General features: G+C 74.9%; 27 protein-coding genes and 1 tRNA gene. 15 read left to right on the plus strand and 13 right to left on the minus strand.

Features of this window, described 5'->3' with window-relative positions; genetic code table 11:
• Position 1 precedes the first annotated feature (1 nt).
• The gene (locus DCS98_RS11240) at positions 2 to 235 is read right to left on the minus strand and encodes a helix-turn-helix domain-containing protein (protein ID WP_116451433.1); all 234 of its coding nucleotides are present in this window, start codon (positions 233 to 235) and stop codon (positions 2 to 4) included.
• A gap of 117 nt (positions 236 to 352) precedes the next feature.
• Here DCS98_RS11240 and DCS98_RS11245 point away from each other — a divergent pair, with 117 nt between their 5' ends.
• Entirely contained in the window at positions 353 to 664 is a 312-nt protein-coding gene (locus tag DCS98_RS11245; RefSeq protein WP_116451434.1) for a hypothetical protein, read from the plus strand.
• Positions 665 to 668: 4 nt separating this feature from the next.
• Here the strand turns inward: DCS98_RS11245 and DCS98_RS11250 are convergent, their stop codons facing one another.
• Positions 669 to 977, minus strand: coding sequence for a hypothetical protein (locus DCS98_RS11250; RefSeq protein WP_206340197.1), 309 nt, complete (start codon positions 975 to 977; stop codon positions 669 to 671).
• 16 nt (positions 978 to 993) lie between these two features.
• The gene (locus DCS98_RS11255; protein WP_116451435.1) at positions 994 to 1959 is read right to left on the minus strand and encodes a zinc-binding dehydrogenase; all 966 of its coding nucleotides are present in this window, start codon (positions 1957 to 1959) and stop codon (positions 994 to 996) included.
• 93 nt (positions 1960 to 2052) lie between these two features.
• Here DCS98_RS11255 and DCS98_RS11260 point away from each other — a divergent pair, with 93 nt between their 5' ends.
• Entirely contained in the window at positions 2053 to 2916 is an 864-nt protein-coding gene (locus tag DCS98_RS11260; protein ID WP_116451436.1) for a class I SAM-dependent methyltransferase, read from the plus strand.
• Here the strand turns inward: DCS98_RS11260 and selD are convergent.
• The 3 genes from selD to DCS98_RS11275 are packed head-to-tail and all read right to left on the minus strand — an operon-like array spanning position 2903 to position 5079.
• Positions 2903 to 3910 carry a selenide, water dikinase SelD gene (selD, locus tag DCS98_RS11265; RefSeq protein ID WP_116451437.1) on the minus strand — a complete coding sequence of 336 codons (1008 nt, stop codon included), beginning with the start codon at positions 3908 to 3910 and terminating at the stop codon, positions 2903 to 2905. The two genes, DCS98_RS11260 and selD, sit on opposite strands and share 14 nt — an antisense overlap.
• A 36-nt stretch (positions 3911 to 3946) precedes the next feature.
• Positions 3947 to 4465 (minus strand): Lsr2 family DNA-binding protein, encoded by a 519-nt coding sequence (locus DCS98_RS24095; protein ID WP_116451438.1) that lies wholly within the window; start codon positions 4463 to 4465, stop codon positions 3947 to 3949.
• A gap of 47 nt (positions 4466 to 4512) precedes the next feature.
• The gene (locus DCS98_RS11275; protein ID WP_164704515.1) at positions 4513 to 5079 is read right to left on the minus strand and encodes a helix-turn-helix transcriptional regulator; all 567 of its coding nucleotides are present in this window, start codon (positions 5077 to 5079) and stop codon (positions 4513 to 4515) included.
• Between the two features lie 64 nt (positions 5080 to 5143).
• Here DCS98_RS11275 and DCS98_RS22995 point away from each other — a divergent pair.
• The 3 genes from DCS98_RS22995 to selB all read left to right on the plus strand — a co-directional run bounded on the left by DCS98_RS22995 (position 5144) and on the right by selB (position 8348).
• Positions 5144 to 5239, plus strand: a tRNA-OTHER gene (locus DCS98_RS22995).
• Positions 5240 to 5268: 29 nt separating this feature from the next.
• Positions 5269 to 6573: an L-seryl-tRNA(Sec) selenium transferase gene (selA, locus tag DCS98_RS11280; protein WP_116451440.1), complete on the plus strand. Its 1305-nt coding sequence runs from the start codon at positions 5269 to 5271 to the stop codon at positions 6571 to 6573.
• Complete coding sequence (gene selB, locus DCS98_RS11285; protein ID WP_241037588.1) at positions 6570 to 8348, plus strand: selenocysteine-specific translation elongation factor; 1779 nt, start codon at positions 6570 to 6572, stop codon at positions 8346 to 8348. The genes selA and selB overlap by 4 nt, the downstream gene beginning before the upstream one ends.
• 8 nt (positions 8349 to 8356) lie before the next feature.
• Here selB and DCS98_RS11290 read toward each other — a convergent pair whose 3' ends face one another.
• Positions 8357 to 8659 (minus strand): hypothetical protein, encoded by a 303-nt coding sequence (locus DCS98_RS11290; RefSeq protein WP_116451441.1) that lies wholly within the window; start codon positions 8657 to 8659, stop codon positions 8357 to 8359.
• Between the two features lie 58 nt (positions 8660 to 8717).
• On the opposite strand from DCS98_RS11290, the gene DCS98_RS11295 reads away from it, so the two are divergent.
• Positions 8718 to 9365: a TetR/AcrR family transcriptional regulator gene (locus DCS98_RS11295; protein ID WP_241037596.1), complete on the plus strand. Its 648-nt coding sequence runs from the start codon at positions 8718 to 8720 to the stop codon at positions 9363 to 9365.
• Positions 9366 to 9367: 2 nt separating this feature from the next.
• On the opposite strand, the gene DCS98_RS11300 is transcribed toward DCS98_RS11295, so the two are convergent.
• The gene (locus tag DCS98_RS11300) at positions 9368 to 10135 is read right to left on the minus strand and encodes an enoyl-CoA hydratase-related protein (protein ID WP_116451443.1); all 768 of its coding nucleotides are present in this window, start codon (positions 10133 to 10135) and stop codon (positions 9368 to 9370) included.
• A 48-nt stretch (positions 10136 to 10183) separates the two neighbouring features.
• Here DCS98_RS11300 and hemW point away from each other — a divergent pair, with 48 nt between their 5' ends.
• Complete coding sequence (gene hemW, locus DCS98_RS11305) at positions 10184 to 11404, plus strand: radical SAM family heme chaperone HemW (protein WP_116451444.1); 1221 nt, start codon at positions 10184 to 10186, stop codon at positions 11402 to 11404.
• Between the two features lie 18 nt (positions 11405 to 11422).
• On the opposite strand, the gene DCS98_RS11310 is transcribed toward hemW, so the two are convergent.
• Complete coding sequence (locus DCS98_RS11310; protein WP_116451445.1) at positions 11423 to 11779, minus strand: hypothetical protein; 357 nt, start codon at positions 11777 to 11779, stop codon at positions 11423 to 11425.
• An 88-nt stretch (positions 11780 to 11867) separates the two neighbouring features.
• Between DCS98_RS11310 and DCS98_RS11315 the strand changes: the two genes are divergently transcribed.
• The 8 genes from DCS98_RS11315 (at position 11868) to DCS98_RS11350 (ending at position 18129) form a co-directional block, all read left to right on the plus strand.
• Positions 11868 to 12782, plus strand: a complete 915-nt coding sequence (locus DCS98_RS11315) for an oxygenase MpaB family protein (protein WP_116451446.1) — start codon at positions 11868 to 11870, stop codon at positions 12780 to 12782.
• Between the two features lie 71 nt (positions 12783 to 12853).
• Positions 12854 to 13012, plus strand: a complete 159-nt coding sequence (locus DCS98_RS11320; RefSeq protein WP_164704516.1) for a hypothetical protein — start codon at positions 12854 to 12856, stop codon at positions 13010 to 13012.
• 92 nt (positions 13013 to 13104) lie between these two features.
• The gene (locus DCS98_RS11325) at positions 13105 to 13416 is read left to right on the plus strand and encodes a TraR/DksA family transcriptional regulator (RefSeq protein WP_116451448.1); all 312 of its coding nucleotides are present in this window, start codon (positions 13105 to 13107) and stop codon (positions 13414 to 13416) included.
• Between the two features lies 1 nt (position 13417).
• Positions 13418 to 14668: an NAD(P)/FAD-dependent oxidoreductase gene (locus DCS98_RS11330; RefSeq protein ID WP_116451449.1), complete on the plus strand. Its 1251-nt coding sequence runs from the start codon at positions 13418 to 13420 to the stop codon at positions 14666 to 14668.
• 77 nt (positions 14669 to 14745) lie between these two features.
• Entirely contained in the window at positions 14746 to 15642 is an 897-nt protein-coding gene (locus DCS98_RS11335) for an ABC transporter ATP-binding protein (protein ID WP_116451450.1), read from the plus strand.
• The gene (locus tag DCS98_RS11340) at positions 15639 to 16385 is read left to right on the plus strand and encodes an ABC transporter permease (protein ID WP_116451451.1); all 747 of its coding nucleotides are present in this window, start codon (positions 15639 to 15641) and stop codon (positions 16383 to 16385) included. Before DCS98_RS11335 ends, DCS98_RS11340 begins: the two co-directional genes overlap by 4 nt.
• 20 nt (positions 16386 to 16405) lie before the next feature.
• Positions 16406 to 17527 carry a sensor histidine kinase gene (locus DCS98_RS11345; protein WP_116451452.1) on the plus strand — a complete coding sequence of 374 codons (1122 nt, stop codon included), beginning with the start codon at positions 16406 to 16408 and terminating at the stop codon, positions 17525 to 17527.
• Positions 17528 to 17532: 5 nt separating this feature from the next.
• Positions 17533 to 18129, plus strand: coding sequence for a response regulator transcription factor (locus tag DCS98_RS11350; protein WP_241037597.1), 597 nt, complete (start codon positions 17533 to 17535; stop codon positions 18127 to 18129).
• On the opposite strand, the gene DCS98_RS11355 is transcribed toward DCS98_RS11350, so the two are convergent.
• The 4 genes from DCS98_RS11355 to DCS98_RS11370 are packed head-to-tail and all read right to left on the minus strand — an operon-like array spanning position 18126 to position 22049.
• Positions 18126 to 18941 (minus strand): ABC transporter ATP-binding protein, encoded by an 816-nt coding sequence (locus DCS98_RS11355; protein ID WP_116451454.1) that lies wholly within the window; start codon positions 18939 to 18941, stop codon positions 18126 to 18128. The two genes, DCS98_RS11350 and DCS98_RS11355, sit on opposite strands and share 4 nt — an antisense overlap.
• Positions 18938 to 19990 carry a FecCD family ABC transporter permease gene (locus tag DCS98_RS11360; protein ID WP_116451455.1) on the minus strand — a complete coding sequence of 351 codons (1053 nt, stop codon included), beginning with the start codon at positions 19988 to 19990 and terminating at the stop codon, positions 18938 to 18940. Before DCS98_RS11360 ends, DCS98_RS11355 begins: the two co-directional genes overlap by 4 nt.
• Positions 19987 to 21030 carry a FecCD family ABC transporter permease gene (locus DCS98_RS11365; protein ID WP_206340198.1) on the minus strand — a complete coding sequence of 348 codons (1044 nt, stop codon included), beginning with the start codon at positions 21028 to 21030 and terminating at the stop codon, positions 19987 to 19989. Before DCS98_RS11365 ends, DCS98_RS11360 begins: the two co-directional genes overlap by 4 nt.
• A complete protein-coding gene (locus DCS98_RS11370) occupies positions 21027 to 22049 on the minus strand; it encodes an iron-siderophore ABC transporter substrate-binding protein (protein WP_116451456.1) in 1023 nt (340 codons plus the stop codon). Before DCS98_RS11370 ends, DCS98_RS11365 begins: the two co-directional genes overlap by 4 nt.
• Positions 22050 to 22092: the final 43 nt, after the last annotated feature.

The raw sequence follows: 22092 nt of genomic DNA on the forward strand, positions 1-22092 counted from the left end.
GTCAGTCCCTCCGCCGGAGCGGCCCGCGGCCGCTCGCGTACTTCTTGTGCACCGCCTGCCGGGTCACGCCCAGGAGCTGGGCGATCTGCTCCCACGTCCAGCCCTGGTCGCGCGCGTTGCCCACCTGGAGCGCCTCCAGCCGCTCGACGAGCGTCCGGAGGGAGCGCACGGCCTTGAGGCCGATCGCGGGATCCCGGCTGCCGGCGGCCGATGCCACCTGCGCTGTGTCCGCCATGTCTGTCAACCTAAGTTGCGTGATGCCTCCTGTCAACGTGCATTGACGAACCCGGCGATACGGTGGGCCGGGTCCGGGAGCAGACCGGGCCCACCGCCGTCCGCAGCGGAGGACGTCATGACCTACGGATTCGTCATGGACGTACCGGCCCCGGTCCAGTTCTACGACGTGCTGCACGCCGAGCTCGCCCGCCGGACGTCCGGGGTCGTCGTCGAGGGGCTGCTCCTGCACGTGGCCCGGCAGACCGTCGCCGGGTTCCAGATCGTGGAGGTGTGGGAGTCCAAGGAGCTCTGCGACCGCTACACCGCCGAGCTCGTGAACCCGGTGATCGCCGAGCTCTCGGGCGGATCACCGATGCCGATGGCACCGGCGATCGAGGAGTTCGAGCCGCGCGGGCTGGTCGTGCCCGCCGCGCACGTCTACGCCTGACCGGTCAGCCCGCCTCGGCCACCTCGAAGTGCGTCACGGTCACCTCGCGCTCGACGAGGTACCTGTCGTCCTCCGGGTAGAAGACGGCGCGGGAGACGTCCCCGCCGGCGAAGCCGGCGACGACGTCGAGGGAGTCCCAGAAGCTCAGCGTCACGATCTCGGTCCGGCCGTCGTCGAGATCGCGGGTGAGCAGGTGCGCGCCGCGGTTGCCCGGGGTCCGGCGGTAGTGCGCCATCCCGGTCTCCTCGACGTAGGAGACGTAGACGTCGCGGTCCTCCGTCCGGACCCAGCCCCGCCACATCCGAGCGATCACGGCGCCACCTCCCGGGCTACAGCGTGAAGACGATCTTCCCGGCGGTGCGGCCCTCGAGCATCCGCTCGAACCCGTCGCGCGCCTGGCCGAGGGGCAGCTCGACGTCGATCTCGGGGCGGATGCCGGTGACGCTGCACAGCTGGATCAGCGACTCGAGCTCGGACCTGGTGCCCATCGTCGAGCCGATGACCGACAGCTGGGTGAAGAAGATCCGGTTGAGCTCCGCGCCGGGGTTGAAGCCGGTGGTGGCACCGGAGGTGACGATCACGCCGCCGGGCTTGAGCGACTTGACGCTGTGCGACCAGGTGGCCTCGCCGACGGTCTCCATGACGCCGTCCACCCGCTCGGGCAGGCGCGCGCCGGACTCGAACGCCTGGTCGGCGCCCAGCGCCAGGGCGGCGGCCCGCTTCTCCTCGCTGCGGCCGGTCACCCAGATCCGGTAGCCGGCGGCCCGCCCCAGGACGATGAGCGCCGTCGCCACGCCGCCGCTGGCGCCCTGCACCAGGACAGTCTGGCCCGGCCGCAGGCCCGACCGGACGAACAGCATCCGGTAGGCGGTCAGCCAGGCCGTGGGAAGGCAGGCGGCCTCGGCGAAGGACAGGTCGGCGGGCTTGGGCAGCAGGTTGCGCCTCGGGACGGCGACCCGCTCGGCCAGCGTGCCCTGGTGGACCTCCGAGAGCAGCGACCGCTTCGGGTCCAGCGTCTCGTCGCCGCGCCAGTCGGGGCTGGAGATGACCGCGTGGACGACGACCTCGTTGCCGTCCTCGTCGATGCCGGCGGCGTCGCACCCGAGGATCATCGGCATCTTCTCGGCCGGCAGACCGACCCCGCGCAGGCTGAACAGGTCGTGGTGGTTGAGCGACGCGGCCTTGACCTCGATCGTCGTCCAGCCGTCGGGCGCCTCGGGCTCGGGCCGGTCGCCCACCTCCAGGACGGACAGCGGGTCCTTCGGGGCGGGGGTCGAGACGAAGGCGGCGAGCATGGTCGGACGCTAACCGAGCCGCCCACCAGCGGCGACGCGGACCCGTGCACGAGGCCCTGGGCGGCGGGGGAGGCGTCCGGGACGATCGGCCGCATGTCGCAGCCCACGCCGGTGGTCGACGAGGCCAACGCCGAGCAGTTTCGCGCCTGGAACGGGGACGACGCGCAGGACTGGGTGAGCAACGCCGACCGCTACGAGGCGGCCAGCGCCCGCTACGACCCGTGGCTCCTCGACGCCGCGGCGATCGGTGCCACCGACCGCGTGCTCGACGTCGGCTGCGGCGCGGGCGTCTCGACCCGGGCGGCGGCGCGGCTGGCGGTCGACGGCCACGCCACCGGCCTCGACCTGTCGGCACCCCTGCTCGCCGAGGCCCGCCGGCGCACCGCGGCGGCCGGCCTGCGCAACGTCGACTTCTTCCAGGGCGACGCCCAGGTGCACCCGTTCGAGCCCGCCGGCCGCGACGTGGCGATCAGCCGGTTCGGCGTCATGTTCTTCGCCGACCCCGTCGCCGCCTTCACCAACATCGCGTCGGCGCTGCGGCCGGGCGGCCGGCTGGCCGCCGTGGTGTGGCAGGAGTTCGCCCGCAACGAGTGGCTGCGCCTGCTGGTCGAGACGCTGGCCACCGGACGGGACCTGCCGCGGCCGGCGCCGGGCGCCCCCGGCCCGTTCGGGCTGGCCGACCCCGACGCCGTCCGCCGGATCCTGACCGCGGCGGGGTTCAGCGACGTCGATCTGGCCGACGTCCGGGAGCCGGTGCTGCTCGGCAGCGGACCCGACGACGCGTACGCCTACGTCAGCTCTCTCGGACCGGTCCGGGCCCTGGTGCGCGGTCTCGCGGAGGACGCTCGCGCCGGGGTGCTGGCCGAACTGCGGGTGCGGCTGTCCGAGCGCGCGGGCCCGGACGGCGTGCTGCTCGGCGCCGCCGCCTGGGTGGTGACGGCGGTCAGCGGACGATGAGCACGTGCTCCCGCCGGGGCACGAACTCGCCGATCACCGGGGCGCCGGGGACCTCCCCGCCCAGCAGCAGGCCGCCGGAGGTCTGCGCGTCGGCCAGCAGCAGCGCGTCGTCCTCGGTGGCCGCCGACAGGTCGGTGTGCGGTCGCACCCAGTCGAGGTTGCGCCGGGTGCCCCCGGAGACGTACCCGTCGGCCAGCGCCTCGCGGGCCCCGGCCAGGTACGGGACGGCTGCCGCGTCGACCACGGCGGTCACGCCGCTGGCCCGCGCCATCTTGTAGAGGTGCCCCAGCAGGCCGAAGCCCGTGACGTCGGTGCCCGCACGGATGCCCGCGGCGACGGCGGCCCGGCCGGCGTCCCGGTTGAGCGCGGTCATCGAGGCGACGGCCTCCTCGGAGACCTCGCCCGTCGCCTTCATGCGGCTGTTGAGGACGCCGACGCCGAGCGGCTTGGTCAGCGACAGCGGCGTCCCTGCCTGCGCGGCGTCGTTGCGGATGATCCGGTCGAGGTCGACCAGCCCGGTGACCGCCATGCCGTACTTGGGCTCGGGGTCGTCGATGGAGTGCCCTCCGCCGACGTGGCAGCCGGCCTCCTGCGCCACCTCCAGCCCGCCGCGCAGCACCTCGGCCGCGAGCTCCGCGGGCAGCACGTCACGCGGCCAGCCCAGCAGGTTGACCGCCACGACGGGGGTGCCACCCATCGCGTAGACGTCGGACAGCGCGTTGGCCGCCGCGATCCGGCCGAAGCTGTACGCGTCGTCGACGACCGGGGTGAAGAAGTCGGTGGTGAGCACCAGCCCCTGGCCGCCCGCGAGGCGGACCACGGCGGCGTCGTCGCCGTCGTCCAGGCCGACCACGAGCTCGGCGTTCGGCGACCCCGGACCGGTACCGGTCAGGCCGGCGACGACCGACTCCAGCTCGCCGGGCGGGATCTTGCAGGCGCAACCGCCGCCGTGGGCGAACTGGGTGAGCCGGACGCGGGCGGGTGCGGTGGTCACGCGTCCGACGGTAGCCGCGACCGGCCGGGCACGTGATCACTGGTGAGCCTGCGCCCACGCCTCCCGGACATGACGGGGAATGGGTCCCCGATCGGCGATGTGGAGGCCCGAGGTCCGGGCCCACTGCCGCAGCTCCGCGTTGCCGACCGGCCTCACCGGGGTGGCCTGTCCGGCAGGCGTCGGCGGGGGTTCAAACGGCGGAGGCGGTTCAGGTGGCGGGGGCAGGGGTGGTGCCGTCCGCCGGGACTGTCCTCCCGCCGGTTGATCACGCGGCGTCGGCACGGCATCGGCGGGTCCTGCCCGTAGCCGCTCATCCGTCAGCCGGCCGTCTGACCGCCGGCGTGCCCAGCCGCTGATCGTGACACCGACGATCACCGCGAGGCCGAGGAGCGCCATGGCACCCCAGGCCATCACGAGGACCAGCCAGTCGGTCACCCCGACCGCCTGGTCGGGTGCCGGACCGTGCTCGTCCACGGCAGGGGCGGCGCGCCCGCGGCGGAGAGCGTGGTCACGACGGACAGGTTCGTCGACGACGCCCCGACGGACACGGGGCATCGGGAAATGTCACACGACCGGGCGAGCCGGTCCTGATCCGTCGACGGTCAGGAGCGGCCGCCGGGCAGCACGACCAGCCGCGGCCGAGCGGGGGCGGGGGCCGCGCCGAGCGCCCTCCCCGCCGGGTGCCGGTCGACCGGGGGCGTGCCGAGGTCGGCCAGGTCACGCCGGGGAGCCGACTCCCCGGTGATCTCCACGCTCTCGATGCGGTCCTCGCGGAACCAGCGCACCGCCTCGCGCTCGCGGCACCACGCCACCAGGAACCAGTGCCTGCCGCTGCGGGCCAGCAACTGCGGCTCGACCTCGCGCCGGGTCGTCGTGCCACGGCCGTCGCGGTACTCGACCACGAGCACGCGGTGCCGCGTCACGGCCTGCTCGAGGACCGCGCGGATCGCCGCCGAACGGCGGGCCTCCGCGCTGGTGGCCAGCAGCTCCGCGCGCCGCACCGGATCGGGCTCGAGCACGTCGAGCACCTTCTCGAGCGCGGCCCGGCCCTCGGCGGCGTAGGGGCCCTCGGGCTGGGCGGCCAGCGCCACGGCGACGGCCGCCGCCTGCTCGGGGGTGAGGGTGACCGGCGGCAGCGTCACGGGGGAGCGGGACTCGGTTCGGTTCACGCCGCGGATGCTGGCAGCGGCCTCTGACAATTCCGGCGGGCGAGGGGCACGTACGCTGCCGGACGGAGGCGTCAGGGTGTCTGGTGACCCCCGCGGCCTCTAAAGCCGACGTGGCCGAGCAGCTCGGTCAGGCGGGTTCGATTCCCGTCCGCCTCCGCCACACCCGTTGCGCCCCTACGCTGCGGGGCGATGAGCGCCGACATCCGCAGGCAGGTGCCCCGCACGGACGCGCTGCTCGCCGACCCGCGGCTCGCCGCGGCCGGCGAGCGGCTCGGTCGCGGGCTGGTCAAGGGGGCCGTCCAGCAGGTCCAGCAGCGGATCCGGGAGGGGGAGGTCGCCCCACCGGAGGCGGTCGACGCGGTCCTGGCCTCGCTCCCGGGGACGGCGAGCAGCCTGCGACCGGTCCTCAACGCGACCGGTGTCCTCGTGCACACCAACCTGGGCCGCTCGCCCCTGTCGGATGCGGCGGTGGAGGCCATCACCGCGGCGGCCGGCACGACCGACGTGGAGCTCGACCTGGCCACCGGCCGTCGCGGCCCCCGGGGCGAGGCGGCGATCGCGGCGCTGCTGGATGCCGTCCCCGCCGCCGAGGCCGCGATCGTGGTCAACAACTGCGCCGCCGCGCTCGCGCTGGTCGCCACCGCCCTCGGTCAGGGCCGGGAGCTGGTGCTCGCCCGTGGTGAGCTGGTCGAGATCGGCGACGGCTTCCGGATCCCCGAGCTGCTGACCTCCACCGGCGCCCGCCTCCGCGAGGTCGGGACCACCAACCGCGTGACGCTCGCCGACTACCGCGGCGCCCTGGGACCGCAGACCGGCGCCGTCCTCAAGGTCCACCCGTCCAACTTCGTCGTCCGGGGCTTCACCCGGCAGGTCGAGGTGGGCGAGCTGGCGGCGGCGCTGGAGGACGTCCCGCTGGTCGCCGACATCGGGTCCGGTCTCCTGCGCCCGCACCCGCTGCTGCCCGACGAGCCCGACCTGCAGAGCACGCTGGCCGCCGGCGCCGACCTGGTGCTGGCCAGCGGCGACAAGCTGCTCGGCGGTCCGCAGGCCGGGCTGGTGCTCGGCCGGGCAGAGCTCGTCCAGCGGCTGCGCCGGCACCCCCTCTACCGGGCGCTCCGCGTCGACAAGACGACCCTCGCCGCGCTCGAGGCGACGCTCCGCGGTCCGCTCCCGCCGGTCCAGGAGATGCTCGCCGCGGACGTCGACGGCCTGCGGGCCCGTGCCGCGGCCCTCGCCGCTCGCTTCACGGGGGCGGGGATCGACGCCGCCGTCGTCGATGCCGAGGCGCGGGTCGGCGGGGGAGGTGCGCCGGAGCACCCGCTGCCGAGCATCGCCGTCTCCCTCCCCGTGTCCTTCGCCGACCGGCTGCGGCTGGGCTCGCCGCCGGTGGTCGGCTACGTCGAGGACGACCGCACCCTGCTGGACCTGCGCAGCCTGCCGCCGTCCGCGGACGACGACCTGGCCGCGGCCGTGCTGGCGGTCGCCACGCGATGACCGAGGTGCTCCACCCGGACGTCAACCACATGGACGTCGTCGCGACGGCCGGGCACGTCGACCACGGGAAGTCGGCGCTGGTCCGCGCTCTGACCGGCATGGAGCCCGACCGCTGGGTCGAGGAGCGGCGGCGCGGCCTGACCATCGACCTCGGCTTCGCGTGGACGACGCTGCGCTCGGGCCGCCGGGTCGCGGTCGTCGACGTGCCCGGGCACGAGAAGTTCGTCGGCAACATGCTGGCCGGGGTCGGCTCCGTGCCGGCCGCGCTGCTGGTCGTGGCCGCCGACGACGGCTGGTCGGCGCAGACCGCCGAGCACGTGGCCGTGCTCGACGCGCTCGGGGTGCGGCACGCGCTGCTCGCCGTCACGAAGTGCGACCTCGCCGACCCCGAGCCGGTCATCGCCGACGTCCGGGAGCGGCTGGCGGGCACGTCGATGGGTGAGGTGCCGGCCGTCGCGGTCAGCGCCCTGACGGGTGCGGGCGTCGTCGAGCTGGGCGGCGCTCTGGAGGACCTGCTCGCCGGGCTGCCGCCGGCCGACGCGACCGCACCCGTGCGGCTGTGGATCGACCGCGCCTTCACGATCCGGGGCGCCGGCACCGTCGTCACCGGGACCCTGGCCGCGGGCAGCGTCACGGCCGGCGACCGGTTCCTGCTCGGCGACCGCGAGGTCGTCGTGCGCCGGGTGCAGTCGCTGGGAGCGCCGGTCGAGCGGGCCTCGGCCACGGCACGGGTCGCGCTCAACCTCCGCGGGGTCGCGGTGGAGGAGCTGTCGCGCGGCGACGCCCTGCTGACCCCGGGCGCCTTCCGCCTGACCGACCTCGTGGACGTGACCCTGACCGGGGCGCCCGAGGAGCGGCTGCCCGCCGAGCCGGTGGTCCACGTCGGGTCCGCGACGGTCGGTGCCCGCCTGCGCCTTCTGGACGGGCCGGCGCTGCGGCTGCGGCTGGCCTCGGCGCTGCCGCTTCGGATCGGCGACCGGCTGCTGCTGCGTGATCCCGGCTCACGCCGGGTGCTCGGCGCCGACGTCCGGGACGTCGACCCGCCGGACCTGCGCCGCCGCGGTGCGGCCCGCCAGCGGGCGGCCGAGCTCGCCGAGCAGCCGGACGGCGCGGCGGGCGCGGCCGCCGACCTCGCGCGCCGGCGCCTCGTCCGGGCCGACGACTTCGCCGCCATGGGCTGGCCGGTGCCGGCCGGTGCAACCGTCCACGGTCCGTGGCTGATGGCGGCGGGACTGGCCGACGACCTCGCGACGCGGCTGCCCGACGTCGTGGCCCGCTACCGGAGGCTGCGGCCGCTGGAGGCGGGGCCGCCGGTGGAGGTGGTCCGCCAGGCGCTCGAGCTGCCGGACGCCGACCTCGTGCCGGCCGTGGTGCGGCCGCCGCTGGCACTGCGCGACGGCCGCGTGGTCGACGGCTCGGCGGAACTGCCGCCCGACGTGCAGGTGGCGGTCGACGGCATCCTGCGGCGCCTCGCCGACGACCCGTTCGCCGCACCGGAGGCGCCGGACCTGGTCGCCGCGGGTCTGGGGACGCGGGAGCTCGCGGCCGCGGTGCGGAGCGGGCAGCTGGTCCGGATCGGCGAGGGCGTCTACCTGGCGCCGGGCATCGCCGACGAGGCCCGTCGGCGGCTGCGGGCCATCGCGCAGCCGTTCACCCTGAGCGAGGCGCGGCAGGCGTGGGGCACCAGCCGCCGGGTCGCCGTCCCGCTGGCCGAGTGGCTCGACGCGCAGGGCGTGACAGTCCGGCTGCCGGACAACACCCGCCGGCTGCGCTGAGCGGGGCGTCAGGCCCGGGTGCCGAGCGCGGATCCGCGCACGTCGACGACGTCGAGGCGGGTGACCGTGGGCTCCGTCGCCGGCCGGCGGCCGCCGAACGCCGCGTCCACGGCGGGGTGCACCCGCTCGTCGAAGGCGCGGGCGCACTGCTCCTCGCTCTCCCAGACGTCGATGTAGCGGAGGCTGCCGTCCTCGTTGCGGACGCAGAGGTGCAGCAGCTGCCCGTCCATCGGTTCGTCGCCGAGCAGGTCGATGATCCGGCCGTACATGGCCGTGTCGATCGGGACGTCCTGCGTGTAGGCGTAGACCATGGCGGTCTCCTCAATCGGTCCGAACCAGCTTCGGACGGATTCTGGTAGCGTGGCCCTGGTGACGGGGGACGTCAAGAGCACGCGGCGCTACACCTCGGCCGTCCGGGCGGAGCAGGCGGCTCGGACGCGTCGTGCGGTCCTCCTGGCAGCGCGCGACCTGTTCGCCGAGCGCGGCTACACGGCGACCTCCATCTCCGCGATCGCCGACCGGGCCGGGGTCGCTGTCGACACGGTGTACGCCGCTGCCGGGCGGAAGCCGGCGCTGCTGCGGGAGCTGGTCGAGACCAGCATCTCGGGCACCGACCACGCCGTTCCTGCCGCTCAGCGCGACTACGTCCGCCGTGTCCGCGAGGCGACCACGGCGAGGGAGAAGATTGCGGTCTACGCCGCGGCGGTGGCCGAGATCGGCGTCCGCATGGCCCCCGTCCACCGGGCCCTCGCGGAGGCCGCCGTGACCGACGCCGACTGCGCCGCCTTGCGGGCGGAGATCAGCGCCCGTCGGGCGGCCAACATGCGGCTGTTCGCCGCCGACCTCCGCGCCACCGGTGAGCTCCGGGACGACCTCACCGACGACGAGGTGGCCGACGTCGTGTGGAGCATGAACTCGGCCGAGTACCGGGCGCTGCTCGTGGGGGAGCGGGGCTGGACGGCCGAGCGCTTCGGCAGCTGGCTGGCCGACGCCTGGACCCGGCTGCTCCTGGCCTGAGCTCAGCTCGCGGGGACCCACCGGGCGGGGCGCTTCTCCCGGAAGGCGGCGATGCCCTCCTGGCCCTCCTCGCCGGCGAAGAACCGGGCCGAGAGGTCGAGCAGGTCGTCGAACGCCAGGGCGCCCTGGCGCGCGCGCAGCAGCCGTTTGGTCTCGGCGAGCGCGGTGGGGGAGCCGGCGGTCAGGTGCACGAGCTGCGCGCGCAGCTCCCCGTCGACGTCGGCGTCGGGCACGGTGACGTCGACCAGCCCCCCTGCCGCGGCGACCGACGCGTCGAAGACCTGGCCGGTGAGCATCAGCCGGTGCGCGACGTGCGGCACCATCCGCGGCAGCACGACGGCGGAGATCACGGCCGGCACGAGCCCGAGCCGAACCTCCGAGAAGGCGAACGTGGCCGAGTCGCCGGCCACGACGACGTCGCAGGCGGCCGCGAGCCCGACCCCGCCCGCCCGTGCCGGCCCGCGCACCACGCCGACCACCGGCTTGGGCGAGGACCACACGAGCTCGAGCAGTTCCGGGAACTCGCGCACGCCCTGGTCGTCGGAGCTGCCGCCCGCCGCCTCGGACAGGTCCATGCCGGAGCAGAAGACGCGGCCGGTGTGGTCGAGGACGACCACGCGGACCGCGTCGTCGGCCAGCGCGTCGGTGAGCGCCGTCCGCAGCTGCGCCCGCATCGCGCGGGAGAGGGCGTTGCGGTTGGCGGGGGAGTCCAGCGTCAGCGTCGCGACCCCGCGCGCCACCTCGACCTGTACCACTCGATCGGACGTCACAGCCGCATCCTGCCGGTCCGCGGCGCCGGCGCGGCACACTGGGAGCAGATGAACACCGTCCTGCCCCTGCTCGAGACCCCGCCCCGGGCCTTCGAGCTCCCCGACAGCGCTCGCGAGGGACTCGCCCGCACGCCGTTCGGGCTCTACGTGCACGTGCCGTTCTGCGCCACTCGCTGCGGCTACTGCGACTTCAACACCTACACCTCCGACGAGCTCGGCCCCGGCGCCAACCGCGCCGAGTACGCCGGGACGGCGATCGCCGAGCTGCGCCGAGCCGCCGAGACGCTCGGGCCCGACCTGCCCACCGTCTCCACCGTCTTCGTCGGCGGCGGCACCCCGACCCTGCTCCCCGCGGACGACCTGGCTGCCGTGCTGGCCGAGGTCCACCGGCTCTTCCCGGTCGCCGACGACGTCGAGGTCACCACCGAGGCCAACCCGGAGACGGTGAGCACGGCCTACTTCTCCCGGCTGCGCGAGGCGGGGTTCACCCGTGTCAGCCTCGGCATGCAGTCGGCCGCCGAGCACGTGCTCGCCGTCCTCGACCGCCGGCACACGCCGGGCCGGGCGGTCGAGGCCGCGCACGAGGCGCGCGCCACCGGGTTCGAGCACGTCAACCTCGACCTCATCTACGGGACGCCGGGGGAGACCGACGCCGACTGGGCGGCTTCGCTCGACGCCGTCCTGTCCGGGCCGGTCGACCACGTCAGCGCCTACGCGCTGATCGTCGAGGAGGGCACCCGCCTGGCCCGCCGCATCTCCCGCGGCGAGCTCCCGATGCCGGACGACGACGTCCTCGCCGACCGCTACGAGCAGGCCGACGCGACGCTCCGGTCGGCCGGCTTCGACTGGTACGAGGTGTCCAACTGGGCCACCTCGGACGCCGCTCGCTGCCGGCACAACGAGCTGTACTGGGCCAACGCCAACTGGTGGGGCGTCGGACCGGGTGCGCACAGCCACGTCAGCGGCCTGCGCTGGTGGAACGTCAAGCACCCGGCCGCCTACGCCGACCGGCTGGCGGCGGGCGGCAGCCCGGTGCAGGACACCGAGCTGCTGGACGACGCCGACCGGGCGCTGGAGACGGTGATGCTGGGCCTGCGCCTGCGCGAGGGCCTGCCGATCGACCAGCTCTCGGACGTCGGACGACGGCGCGCCGAGGACTCGGTCGTCCGCGGTCTGCTCGACCCGGCGGCCCACGAGGCGGGGCGCGCCGTCCTCACCGACCGCGGCCGCCTGCTCGCCGACGCGATCGTCCGCGACCTCACCGACTGACGGTGCGCCCCGAAGCCCTCAGCCGGTGGGGCCGGGTGGCAACACCTCGAAGGTGCCGTCGCGGAGCTCGCCCCAGGCCAACCGGCTCTCGGCGAGTTCGTCACGAAGGAGGTCGTACAGTTCGTCGGCGAACCACTGCGCGTCCTCCGGGGCCTCGGTCACGAGCCAGCGACGTGGAGGTTCGATCCACTCCCCGCGGGCCTTCACCGCGACCCTGAGCCAGTTCTCCCGACCCACCACCGGGAAGCTGTTGCGGCCGACCTCGACGACGAGCTCCTCGAGCTCGTCAGCACGGACGAGGCTGCTCACGACGGGCACAACCACCCGACGGCGGACCTCCGCCGTATCGAGGAAGTCCAGGTCGTAGCCACCCATGCACCGTATCCGGGGAGGTGCGCTCCGTGTGGGCACGGATGGGCGTGCACCTTCCGCCATGCCCCAGCTCGGGGCATGCTCCGCCGGTATGGGACGACGGTTCGCGATCCGCCGGCGCATCGAGGCGCTGGACCCGCGCACGGACTTCGCCGAGATCTACCGGCTCATGGGCGCCTACGAGTTCCCGTGGGACATGAACCAGTCGCTGAGCTTCGCGCTGTTCCGCACCTACGCCGTCCCGAGCATCGGCGGCCTCCTGGCCCGCACCGGCGAGTTCACCGAGCGCACCCAGAAGCGCTACGACGACACGGTCCTGATCCTGGACGCCGTCCTGGAGCACGGCCCGGCCAGCGACGAGGGTCGCACCGCGATCCGGCGGATGAACCAGATGCACCGCGCCCACGGCATCCCGAACGACGACCTGCGCTACGTCCTCGCCACCTTCGTCGTCATGCCGATCCGGTGGATCGAGGCCTACGGCTGGCGGCGGCTCACCGAGACCGAGCGGATCGCCAGCGCGAACTACTACCGCGACCTCGGACGACGGATGGGGATCCGCGACGTGCCCGAGACCTGGCAGGGGTTCGCCCACCTGCTCGACCGCTACGAACGGGAGCACTTCGCATTCGACCCCGGGGCCCGCGACGTCGCGGAGGCGACCCTCGACCTGTTCGCCACCTTCCCGCCGAACCACCGGCTGCCCGCGCCCCTGGTCCGGCAGATCTCCCTGGCCGTCATGGACGACCCGCTGCTCGACGCGTTCCGCCTGCCGCGCCCGAACCCGGTGGTGAGCGCTGTGGTCCGGGGCGGGCTCGCTGCCCGCGGGCGGGTCGTCCGCCTCCTCCCGCCGCGGGAGCAGCCCTACTTCGCCCGGCAGCTGCCGCAGGTCCGCAGCTACCCGGACGGGTACCGGCTCGCGGACCTCGGCACGTTCCCGGGCGGGTGCCCCGTACCGCACCCGCGGGAGGAAACGACACGGCGCTCACCCGAAAGGGCCGGGTAGCGGCGCCGGTCGTGGGCTATGGTGCTGAGTTCCGGCAACGAGGCCGGGGCGGGACGAGGGGGTGGTCGGCGATGGACGCGTACGCGTTCCGAGACGCGGGCTCCCCGCCCGGCGTCCCCGCCCTGACCGGCGGGATGCTGCTCGCCCTGGCGATGAACCGGCGAGCGCGCGGCCTGCGGGGACTCGACGTCCTCCGCCGCAGCCAGGATCGGGCCCCGCCGCACCGTTGACTCCTCCGGAGTCCGCCGGCCATCCCCCTTCCTGACGCGTACCACCTCCGGTGGTCGCGTCTTTCGTTTTTCCCCTCACCGAGGAGAGCACCATGACGCACACCCTGCCCAGCTCGTGCACCCACGACCGTTTCCGCGCCCTGCTCGACGAGCAGCGCGCCGACTGCGTCCGCCAGCGGGAGGAGGCCCTCGCCGAGTGCGCCCAGTCGGTCCCCGATCCGGTCGCGCAGCGCCGGGCCGCGGACCTCAAGATCACGATCGAGCAGATCGACGCGGCGCTCGCCCGCGTCGAGGCCGGTACCTACGGCCGGTGCACCGGCTGCGGGGCCGAGATCCCCGAGGAGCGGCTCGAGCTGCGCCCGTTCGCCGGCACCTGCGTGGCCTGCACCGCCGCCGCCCGCTGACATGACCGCCGCCGCACCCCGCGACGTCGCCGTCGTCGGGGCCGGGATGGTGGGGCTGGCCACCGCCTGGTTCCTGCAGGAGGGCGGCGCTCGCGTCACCGTCCACGAACGGGACGCCGTCGCGGCGGGGGCGTCGTGGGGCAACGCCGGCTGGCTCACCCCCGGCCTGGTCGCGCCCCTGCCCGAGCCCGCCGTCCTCCGGTACGGGCTCAAGGCCGTCCTGGACCCGAGCTCGCCGGTCTACCTGCCGCTGCGGGCCGACGCCGGCCTGCTCCGGTTCCTGGCCGCCTTCGCCCGCAACAGCACCCCCGGCCGGTGGCGCACCGGCATGCGCGCCTTCGTGCCGCTCGCCGAGCAGGCGCTGGCCGCGTTCGACACCCTCGCCGCCGGCGGCGTGAGCGCGGCGACTCCCCGCAGCGAGCCGTTCCTCGCCGTCTACCGGTCGGAGCGGGCACGCGAGGGGCTGCTCACCGAGCTGCGGCACGTCGAGGACGCCGGCATGCACGACCTCCGCTACCGAGTGGTCATGGGGGCCGAGGCGCGGGCGATGGAGCCGCTGCTGACCTCCGAGGCCGGTGCGGCGGTGCGGATCTGGGGCCAGCGCTACCTGAACCCGCCGCAGTACGTGGGGTCGCTCGCGGACGCCGTGCGGGCCCGCGGCGGCGACATCGTCGAGGGCGGGAACGTCACCGGCGTGCGCGCGACCGACGACGGCGTCGTCGTCACCACCACCGCGGGTGAGCACCGGCACGACGCCGTCGTCCTGGCGACCGGTGCCCGGCTCGGCGCGCTGGCCCGGCAGTTCGGCGTCCGCCGGACCGTGGAGGCCGGTCGGGGGTACAGCTTCAGCGTCCCGGTCGATCGCATGCCCGGCGGCCCGCTGTACTTCCCGGAGGAGCGGGTCGCGTGCACGCCGCTCGGCGACCGGCTGCGCGTCGCCGGGATGATGGAGTTCCGCCGCCCCGGCGACCCGCTCGACCCCCGGCGCATCACCGCGATCGTCGACGCGGTCCGCCCGTTCCTGTCCGGCGTCGACCTCGACGACCGGCAGGACGAGTGGGTCGGCTCCCGCCCCATCACCGCCGACGGGCTGCCGCTGCTCGGGTCGACGGCCTCGCCCCGCGTCTTCGTCGCCGGCGGTCATGGCATGTGGGGCATGGTGCTCGGACCGGTGACCGGGCAGCTCGTCGCCCGCACCGTCCTCAGCGGCGCGGCGCCGCCCGAGCTGCGCCCCTTCGACCCGCTGCGCTGAGGCGTCTGACGGATGTCAGACGCCATCGCCGACGTTCCGCACTACCTGGCGGCGCGCGGTCCCGACACGCTCGTCGCATGGACCGACCGCCCGCTCTGGACATCTCCGGACTGACCGTCCGCTACGGCGGGACGACCGCTGTCGACGGCCTCGACCTCGTCGTCCCCGCCGGCCAGACGGTGGCCCTGCTCGGCCCCAACGGGGCCGGGAAGTCGACCACCGTCAACGCCGTCCTCGGCCTCCTCCACCCCGACGCCGGCCGCATCCAGGTGCTGGGCCGCTCTCCGCAGGACGCGATCCGCGCCGGCGGGGTGGGCGCGATGCTCCAGCACGGCGGGCTGCCGAGCGAGGCCCGTGTCGGCGAGGTGATCGACCTGGTGCGGCGGAGCTTCCCGACGGCGTGGCCGCTCGACGACCTGGTCGTCACCGCCGGCATCGACGGGCTGCTGGGCCGGCCGGTCGACGCTCTCTCGGGCGGTCAGCGGCAGCGGGTGCTGCTCGCCCTCGCGCTGGCCGGCGAGCCGCCGCTGCTGCTCCTGGACGAGCCGACGTCGGCCATGGACGTCGAGGGCCGCCGGGCCTTCTGGACGACGATGCGCGGGCTGGCCGGTCGCGGGCACACCGTCGTCTTCGCCACCCACCACCTCGAGGAGGCCGACGCGGTCGCCGACCGGGTGGTCGTGGTCGCCGGCGGGCGGATCGTCGCCGACGGCTCGGCGGCCTCGCTCAAGGCGGGAGCGGCGACGCGGCGGATCAGCTTCACCGCTGTCGACGACCGCGACCTCGATGCGCTGCCGGCCGTCCGTGGCACCAGCCGGCAGGGCAGCACGGTGACGCTGTCGACCTCCGACGCGGAGGCGACGCTGCGGGCGCTGCTGGCCGCCGGCACCCCGCTCCCGGACCTGGAGGTCCGCGGCGCCAGCCTCGAGGACGCCGTCCTCACCCTCACCTCGACGATCGGAGCCGTGCGATGAACCCGCTGTTCGCCTTCCAGCTGCGCCGGGTCGCGCGCAACCGCCAGTACCTGATCTTCACCGTGGTGCTGCCGGCGCTGTTCACGATCTTCTTCACCAAGATCTTCGGCGGCATGGCGTCGGGCCCGGTGGAGTACCAGGAGCAGGCGGCCCTCTACATGGTCTCGATGATGGCCTACGGCGGGCTCGGCGCCGCCCTGGGCGCGACCATCCGCATCTCGTTCGACCGAGCGTCGGGCTGGCTGCGGCAGCTGCGCGTGACTCCGGTGCCGCAGACCCAGGTGCTCGCCGTCGACGTCGCGGTCGGGTCGCTGCTCACCCTGCCCAGCCTCGTCGTCGTGGCGCTGGTCGGGCGGTTCGTGAACGACGTCCAGCTGGGCCTGGGCCAGTGGCTGGCGCTGGTCGGAGTGCTCTGGATCGGCGCGATCACGTTCGTCGCCCTGGGCATCCTGCTCGGCCTCGCCCTGGACGAGAAGGCCGCCGGGGGAGCGATGGGCTTCGTCGGGGTCGTGCTCGCGACCCTCGGCGGCCTGTGGGCACCGGTGGAGGTGTTCCCCGAGTCGCTGCGCACCGTGGCGCACGCGATGCCGTCGTACTGGTACGCCGAACTGGGTCGCGACGTCGCCGCCGGAGCCGTGCCCTCGGGGACGGCGGCCCTGGTGCTGGCCGGCTTCACCGCGGGGTTCGCCGCCCTCGCGGTGACCGTGGCCCGGCGTCGTCCGCTGCACGCGGTCGCGGGCTGAGCCGGGCTACGGTGCCGGGCGTGGAGCACGGGAGCCGCGGGTGGCGGCCGCGCTGGGGCGAGCTGGCGTGGGCGTCGCCGTGGCTGCTGTTCCAGCTCTTCCCGCTCGCCGACCTGGTCACCGAGCCCCGGCCGGTCGCCGTCCGGATCGTCGCGGGCGCCGCGCTGGTCGTCTTCACCGTCGTCTACCTGATGGTGTTCGGCCGGGCCTTCGCCCGCGGTTGCGCCCCGGCCTACCGGGAGCTGGCGCTGGTGGCCGTCCTGGGCGTCGGTCTCGCCGTCACCATGGGGACGGCCTGGGCCGGTCTGATGATCTACCTGTCGGCCGCGGTGGCGGTCACCCTGCCCCAGCGATGGGTCTGGCCGGCGGTGCTGGCCGCGACGGCGGTCTGCGCGTCCGTCATCGCCCGCGAGGGCCTGCTCGAGGACGTCTTCATCCTCCCGGTCATGTGCGTGCTCACCGCGTTCGCGCTGCGGGGGACGCGAGCCCTGGTCTCCCTCAACGCCGAGCTGAGCGAGGCGCGCGACGAGCTGGCCCGCAGCGCCGTCGCCGAGGAGCGCATGCGCTTCGCCCGCGACCTGCACGACCTGCTGGGCCACAGCCTGTCGCTCATCGCGCTGAAGAGCGAGCTGGCCGGCCGGCTCGCCGAGCGCGACCCGGTGCGGGCCCGCCAGGAGATGGCCGACGTCGAGGCCGCCGCGCGCGGCGCGCTGGCCGAGGTGCGCGACGCCGTCAGCGGCTACCGGCAGGTCAGCCTGGCGCAGGCGCTCGCCGAGGCCCGCTCGGCCCTGTCGGCGGCGGGCATCACGCTGCGCGTCCCCGCGCCGGGGGAGCCGCTGCCCGGCGCCGTCGACGCCGTCCTCGGCTGGGTGGTGCGGGAGGCGACGACGAACGTGCTCCGGCACAGCGGGGCACGGTCGGTGGCGGTCGACCTGGTCACCGGCGCGGACGCCGTCACGCTCACCGTCACCGACGACGGCCGGGGCGGGACGGCGCCGCGCGGTGCCGGTCTGGCCGGTCTGGCCGAGCGCGTGGCGGCGGTCGGCGGGCGGCTGGAGTCCGGCCCCGCCGCGGGGAGGGGCTTCGTGCTCACCGCCGTCGTCCCGGCGCGGGTGCCGGCCGCCGAGGCGGTGCCGAGGTGATCCGGGTGCTGATCGCCGAGGACCAGACGCTGGTCCGCGGCGCGCTGCGGGCGCTCCTGGAGCTGGAGGAGGACCTCGAGGTGGTGGCCGAGGTCGGTCGCGGGGACGCCGTCGTCGACGCCGCCCGCGAGCACCGGCCGGACGTCGCGCTGCTCGACATCGAGATGCCCGGCGGCGACGGCATCGAGGCCGCCCGCGCGCTCGCCACCGCCGTCCCCGGCTGCCGGGCGGTCATCCTCACGACGTTCGGCCGGCCCGGGTTCCTGCGCCGGGCCATGGAGGTCGGCGCCGCGGGGTTCCTCGTGAAGGACGCGCCGGTCGCCGAGCTGGCCCGCGGGATCAGGGCGGTGATGACCGGCGAGCGGGTGATCGACCGGGAGCTGGCCGCCGCCGCCCTGGCCATCGGCGCGACGCCGCTCTCGGCGCGGGAGGCCGACGTCCTGCGCGCGGCGGTCGACGGGGCCACGGTCGCCGACATCGCCGGGCGGCTGTTCCTCTCGGAGGGGACGGTGCGCAACTACCTGTCCTCGGCCATCGGCAAGACCGGTGCCCGGACCCGCGTCGAGGCGGCGCGGGTGGCGGCGGAGAAGGGCTGGCTCTAGGCCGTCGCGGCCGGCGCCATGTGGTGCCGGCCGATCGGCAGCATCAGCGGCCGCCCCGACGTGGGGTCGGAGATGACCCGGCTGTCCAGCCCGAACACCGCCCGGACCGTGTCCTCGGTGAGCACCTCGGCCGGCTGGCCGACGGCGTGCACCCGCCCGTCGGCTAGCGCGACGAGGTGGTCGGCGTAGCGGGCAGCGAGGTTCAGGTCGTGCAGCACCATGACCACGGTCGTGCCACGCGTCCGGTTGAGGTCGGTCAGCAGGTCGAGCACCTCGACCTGGTGGGCGACGTCGAGGAACGTCGTCGGCTCGTCGAGCAGCAGCAGGTCGGTCTGCTGGGCCAGGGCCATGGCGATCCAGACCCGCTGCCGCTGCCCGCCCGACAGCTCGTCCACGCTCCGCTCGGCCAGCTCCGTCGTCTGCGTCGCCTCCAGGGCCGCGGCCACGGCGGCGTCGTCCTCCCGGCTCCACCGGGTGAACACGCCCTGGTGCGGGTGCCGGCCGCGGCCCACGAGGTCGGCCACGGTGATGCCCTCCGGCGCGATCGGCGACTGGGGGAGCAGGCCGAGGGTGCGGGCCAGCTCCTTGGCCGGCATGCGGTGCACGGAGCGGCCGTCGAGCAGGACGTGGCCGACCCGGGGTGCCAGCAGCCGGGACATCGAGCGGAGCAGGGTCGACTTGCCGCACGCGTTGGCCCCGACGATGCCGGTGATCCTCCCGGCCGGGACGACCAGGTCGAGGCCCTCGATGACCGTCCGCTCCCCGTACGCGAGCGTCAGCTCCTCGGCGGTCAGCGAATGGGTGGCGGTCACAGGCTGCCTCCGGCGCGGTTCGTGCGGACGATCAGGTAGATCAGGTAGGGCGCCCCGAGCACACCGGTGACGACGCCGACCGGGAAGCGCGTCCCGAGGGCGAACTGCCCGACCAGGTCGGCGACCAGCACCAGCAGCGCGCCGACCAGGGCCGCCGGGACCAGCAGCGAGCCGTCGGGGCCGACGATCCGCGCCGCGATGGGCCCGGCGAGGAAGGAGACGAACGCGATCGGGCCGCACGCGGCCGTGGCGAAGGCGATCAGCCCCACCGCCGCGACGATGGCCACGACCCGGGTGCGCTCCACCCGGATCCCCAGGGCCGACGCCGTGTCGTCGCCGAGCTGCAGCGCTCCCAGCTCCCGCGTCTGCGCGAGCAGGACCGGCCCGAGGACGACGAGCGCGACCAGCGCCGGCACCGTCGCCTCCCAGGTGCTGCCGTTGAGGCTGCCGGTCAGCCAGCGCAACGCCTCGGCGAAGTCCCAGGCCCCTGCCTGGTCGAGCACGTAGGCGATGAAGCTGCGCGACATCGCGGCCACGCCGATGCCGATGAGGATGAGCCGGGTGCCGGCGACGCCGTCCTTGAAGGCCAGCAGGTAGACGAGCAGGGCGACCACGAGCGCGGCGACGATCGCGGTGACCGAGACGGCGGTGCCGCTCCAGCCGAGGACGACGATGGCGAACGCGGCGGCGGCGCTGGCTCCGGCGCTGATGCCGATGACGTCCGGGCTGGCCAGCGGGTTGCGGAGCATCGTCTGGAAGGTGACGCCGGCCAGGCCGAAGCTCAGCCCGGCCACGACCGCGAGCACCGCACGGGGCAGGCGCAGCCGGCCGACGGTGAAGGAGGCGCCGGGCACCTGCTCGCCGAACACCACCCGCAGGACGTCGCCGGGCGGGTAGAAGGTCTGCCCGACCATGAGGGCCGCCAGGAACGCGACGACCACGAGCGCGGCCAGGACGGCGACGACGAGGCGGCGGCGGGCGGCCCGGCGGACCCGGTTGCGCGCCACGGCGTCGACGAGCTCCGACGGCGGGGGGACGACGGCGGTCACAGCTCGCGCACCTTCTGCCGGCGGACGATCCAGATGAAGAAGGGCGCGCCGACCAGCGCGGTGATGATGCCGACGTCGATCTCCGACGGCCGGGCCACGATGCGGCCGAGGACGTCGGTGGCGGTGAGCAGGCAGGCCCCGGTCAGCGCCGAGAAGGGCAGCATCCACCGGTGGTCGACGCCGACGAGCAGCCGGCACAGGTGCGGGACGACGAGGCCCACGAAGCCGATGGGGCCGGCGACCGCGGTGGCGGCGCCGCAGAGCAGGACCGAGCCGAGGGCCGCGACGCCCCGGGCCAGGGCGACGCGCTCACCCAGGCCGGCCGCCAGCTCGTCGCCCAGTGCCAGGGAGTTGAGGCTGCGCGCGGACAGGAGGCTGACGGCGAAGCCCACCGCCAGGAAGGGCAGGACCGTGCCGATGCTGTCGAAGGTGGCGCCGCCGACGCCGCCGATCTCCCACGACTGCACGCTCTCGGCGATGTCACCGCGCGGCAGGGCGACGGCGGTGATGAACGAGGTGAGCGCGGCGGAGGTGGCCGCCCCGGCGAGGGCCAGCTTGAGCGGCGTCGGACCGCCGCGGCCCAGCGAGCCCACCGCGTAGACGAAGACGGCCGCGACGGCCGCTCCGGCGATCGCCGTCCAGATGATGGCCGTCGAGGAGAACAGGCCGAACCACGCCAGGCCGGCGACGACGGCGAGGGAGGCCCCCATGTTGATGCCGAGGACGCCCGGGTCGGCCAGCGGGTTCCGGGTGACCCCCTGCATGACCGCACCGGACAGGCCCAGCGCCGCGCCCACGGCGACGGCGAGCAGCGTGCGGGGGATCCGCTTGGTGACGGCCGCCTGGCCGATGTTCTCCGTCGACCCGCCGAGGGCGGCGACGATGTCCGACCAGTCCACGTCGCGCGACCCCACCGCGACGGAGGCGGCCATGAGGGCAACCAGCAGCGCGAGCACCGCCAGGAGCCAGAGGAACCGGACCGACCCCGGGCGCCGCACGACGGCGGCACCCGGGGCCGGGACGGGAGGAGCGGTGGTCACTGCCCCTTGTCAGCTGCCTCGGCGAGCATCGACAGGTAGTCCTCGAGCACGTAGCCGATCGCCAGCGGCGTCGGGTTCGCCGCGGTGCCCAGCGGGGTGTCGGGGAGCAGGACGATGGCCCCGTTCTTCACGGCCGGGATCTGCGAGAGCAGCGGGTCGGCGTTCAGGGCGTCGACCAGGGCCTGGTCGCCGTAGGTGACGATGATGTCGACGTCGTCGAACGTGTCGACCTGCTCGGCGCTGATCGTGCCGGAGAACTGCTCGGGGTCGGTCGACGCGTCCGCCACGCTGCCGGGGGTGGTCAGCCCGAGGTCCTCGAAGAAGGCGCTCCGGGTGTCGAACGGCGTGTAGTAGCTGACCTCGCTCAGGTCGGTGGTGTCGACGTGGGTGAGGAACATGGTCGCCTTGCCCTCGAGCTGCGGGTGCTCGGCGGCGGCGTCGGCGATGTCCTGCTCCAGGCTGGCGACGAGCTCCTCGCCCTCCTGCTCCATCCCCATGCCCTTCGCGTTGATCTCGATCATCTCGCGCCACGGCGTCGCCCACGGGGCCTCGGGGTAGGCCACGACCGGGGCGATCTCGCTGAGGGTGTCGTAGTCCTCCTGCGTGAGGCCCGAGTAGCCGGCGAGGATGACGTCGGGGTTCGTGTCCGCCACGGCCTCGAAGTCGATGCCGTCGGTCTCGTCGAACAGGACCGGGGTCTCCGCGTCGAGCTCCTCGAGCCGCTCGGAGACCCAGGGGAGGAGGCCGTCGCCGTCGTCGTCGCCGAAGTTGGCGGCGGCCATGCCGACGGGGACCACGCCCAGCGCCAGCGGCACCTCGTGGTTGGCCCACTGCACCGTGGCGACGCGCTCGGGCTTGGACTCGATCGTCGTCGTCCCGAGGGCGTGCTCGATGGTGATGGGGGCGAAGTCGCCGCCGGTGTCGGCCTGGGCCTCCTCCTCGGACGACGAGCAGGCCGCGAGGCCGCCGGTGAGGAGTACGGCTGCGGAGAGCGCGACCAGTCGCGATGCGCGGGGCATGGTGTCCTTCCAGGGTGGTCCGGTCCTCCGCGCAGGCGTCGAC

Source organism: Blastococcus litoris (assembly GCF_003075095.1).
In the GTDB taxonomy this organism is placed as follows: Bacteria; Actinomycetota; Actinomycetes; order Mycobacteriales; family Geodermatophilaceae; genus Blastococcus_B; species Blastococcus_B litoris.

Coding starts and splice junctions, on each gene's coding strand:
- DCS98_RS11330 (WP_116451449.1), top strand. CDS start 13,418: ATGACCGCCGCCGCACCCCGCGACGTCGCCGTCGTCGGGGCCGGGATG.
- DCS98_RS11310 (WP_116451445.1), bottom strand. CDS start 11,779: ATGGGTGGCTACGACCTGGACTTCCTCGATACGGCGGAGGTCCGCCGT.
- hemW (WP_116451444.1), top strand. CDS start 10,184: ATGAACACCGTCCTGCCCCTGCTCGAGACCCCGCCCCGGGCCTTCGAG.
- DCS98_RS11290 (WP_116451441.1), bottom strand. CDS start 8,659: ATGGTCTACGCCTACACGCAGGACGTCCCGATCGACACGGCCATGTAC.
- DCS98_RS11320 (WP_164704516.1), top strand. CDS start 12,854: ATGGACGCGTACGCGTTCCGAGACGCGGGCTCCCCGCCCGGCGTCCCC.
- DCS98_RS11255 (WP_116451435.1), bottom strand. CDS start 1,959: ATGCTCGCCGCCTTCGTCTCGACCCCCGCCCCGAAGGACCCGCTGTCC.
- DCS98_RS11370 (WP_116451456.1), bottom strand. CDS start 22,049: ATGCCCCGCGCATCGCGACTGGTCGCGCTCTCCGCAGCCGTACTCCTC.
- DCS98_RS11325 (WP_116451448.1), top strand. CDS start 13,105: ATGACGCACACCCTGCCCAGCTCGTGCACCCACGACCGTTTCCGCGCC.
- DCS98_RS11315 (WP_116451446.1), top strand. CDS start 11,868: ATGGGACGACGGTTCGCGATCCGCCGGCGCATCGAGGCGCTGGACCCG.
- DCS98_RS11245 (WP_116451434.1), top strand. CDS start 353: ATGACCTACGGATTCGTCATGGACGTACCGGCCCCGGTCCAGTTCTAC.
- DCS98_RS11260 (WP_116451436.1), top strand. CDS start 2,053: ATGTCGCAGCCCACGCCGGTGGTCGACGAGGCCAACGCCGAGCAGTTT.
- selB (WP_241037588.1), top strand. CDS start 6,570: ATGACCGAGGTGCTCCACCCGGACGTCAACCACATGGACGTCGTCGCG.
- DCS98_RS24095 (WP_116451438.1), bottom strand. CDS start 4,465: ATGCCCCGTGTCCGTCGGGGCGTCGTCGACGAACCTGTCCGTCGTGAC.
- DCS98_RS11340 (WP_116451451.1), top strand. CDS start 15,639: ATGAACCCGCTGTTCGCCTTCCAGCTGCGCCGGGTCGCGCGCAACCGC.
- selA (WP_116451440.1), top strand. CDS start 5,269: ATGAGCGCCGACATCCGCAGGCAGGTGCCCCGCACGGACGCGCTGCTC.
- DCS98_RS11335 (WP_116451450.1), top strand. CDS start 14,746: ATGGACCGACCGCCCGCTCTGGACATCTCCGGACTGACCGTCCGCTAC.
- DCS98_RS11240 (WP_116451433.1), bottom strand. CDS start 235: ATGGCGGACACAGCGCAGGTGGCATCGGCCGCCGGCAGCCGGGATCCC.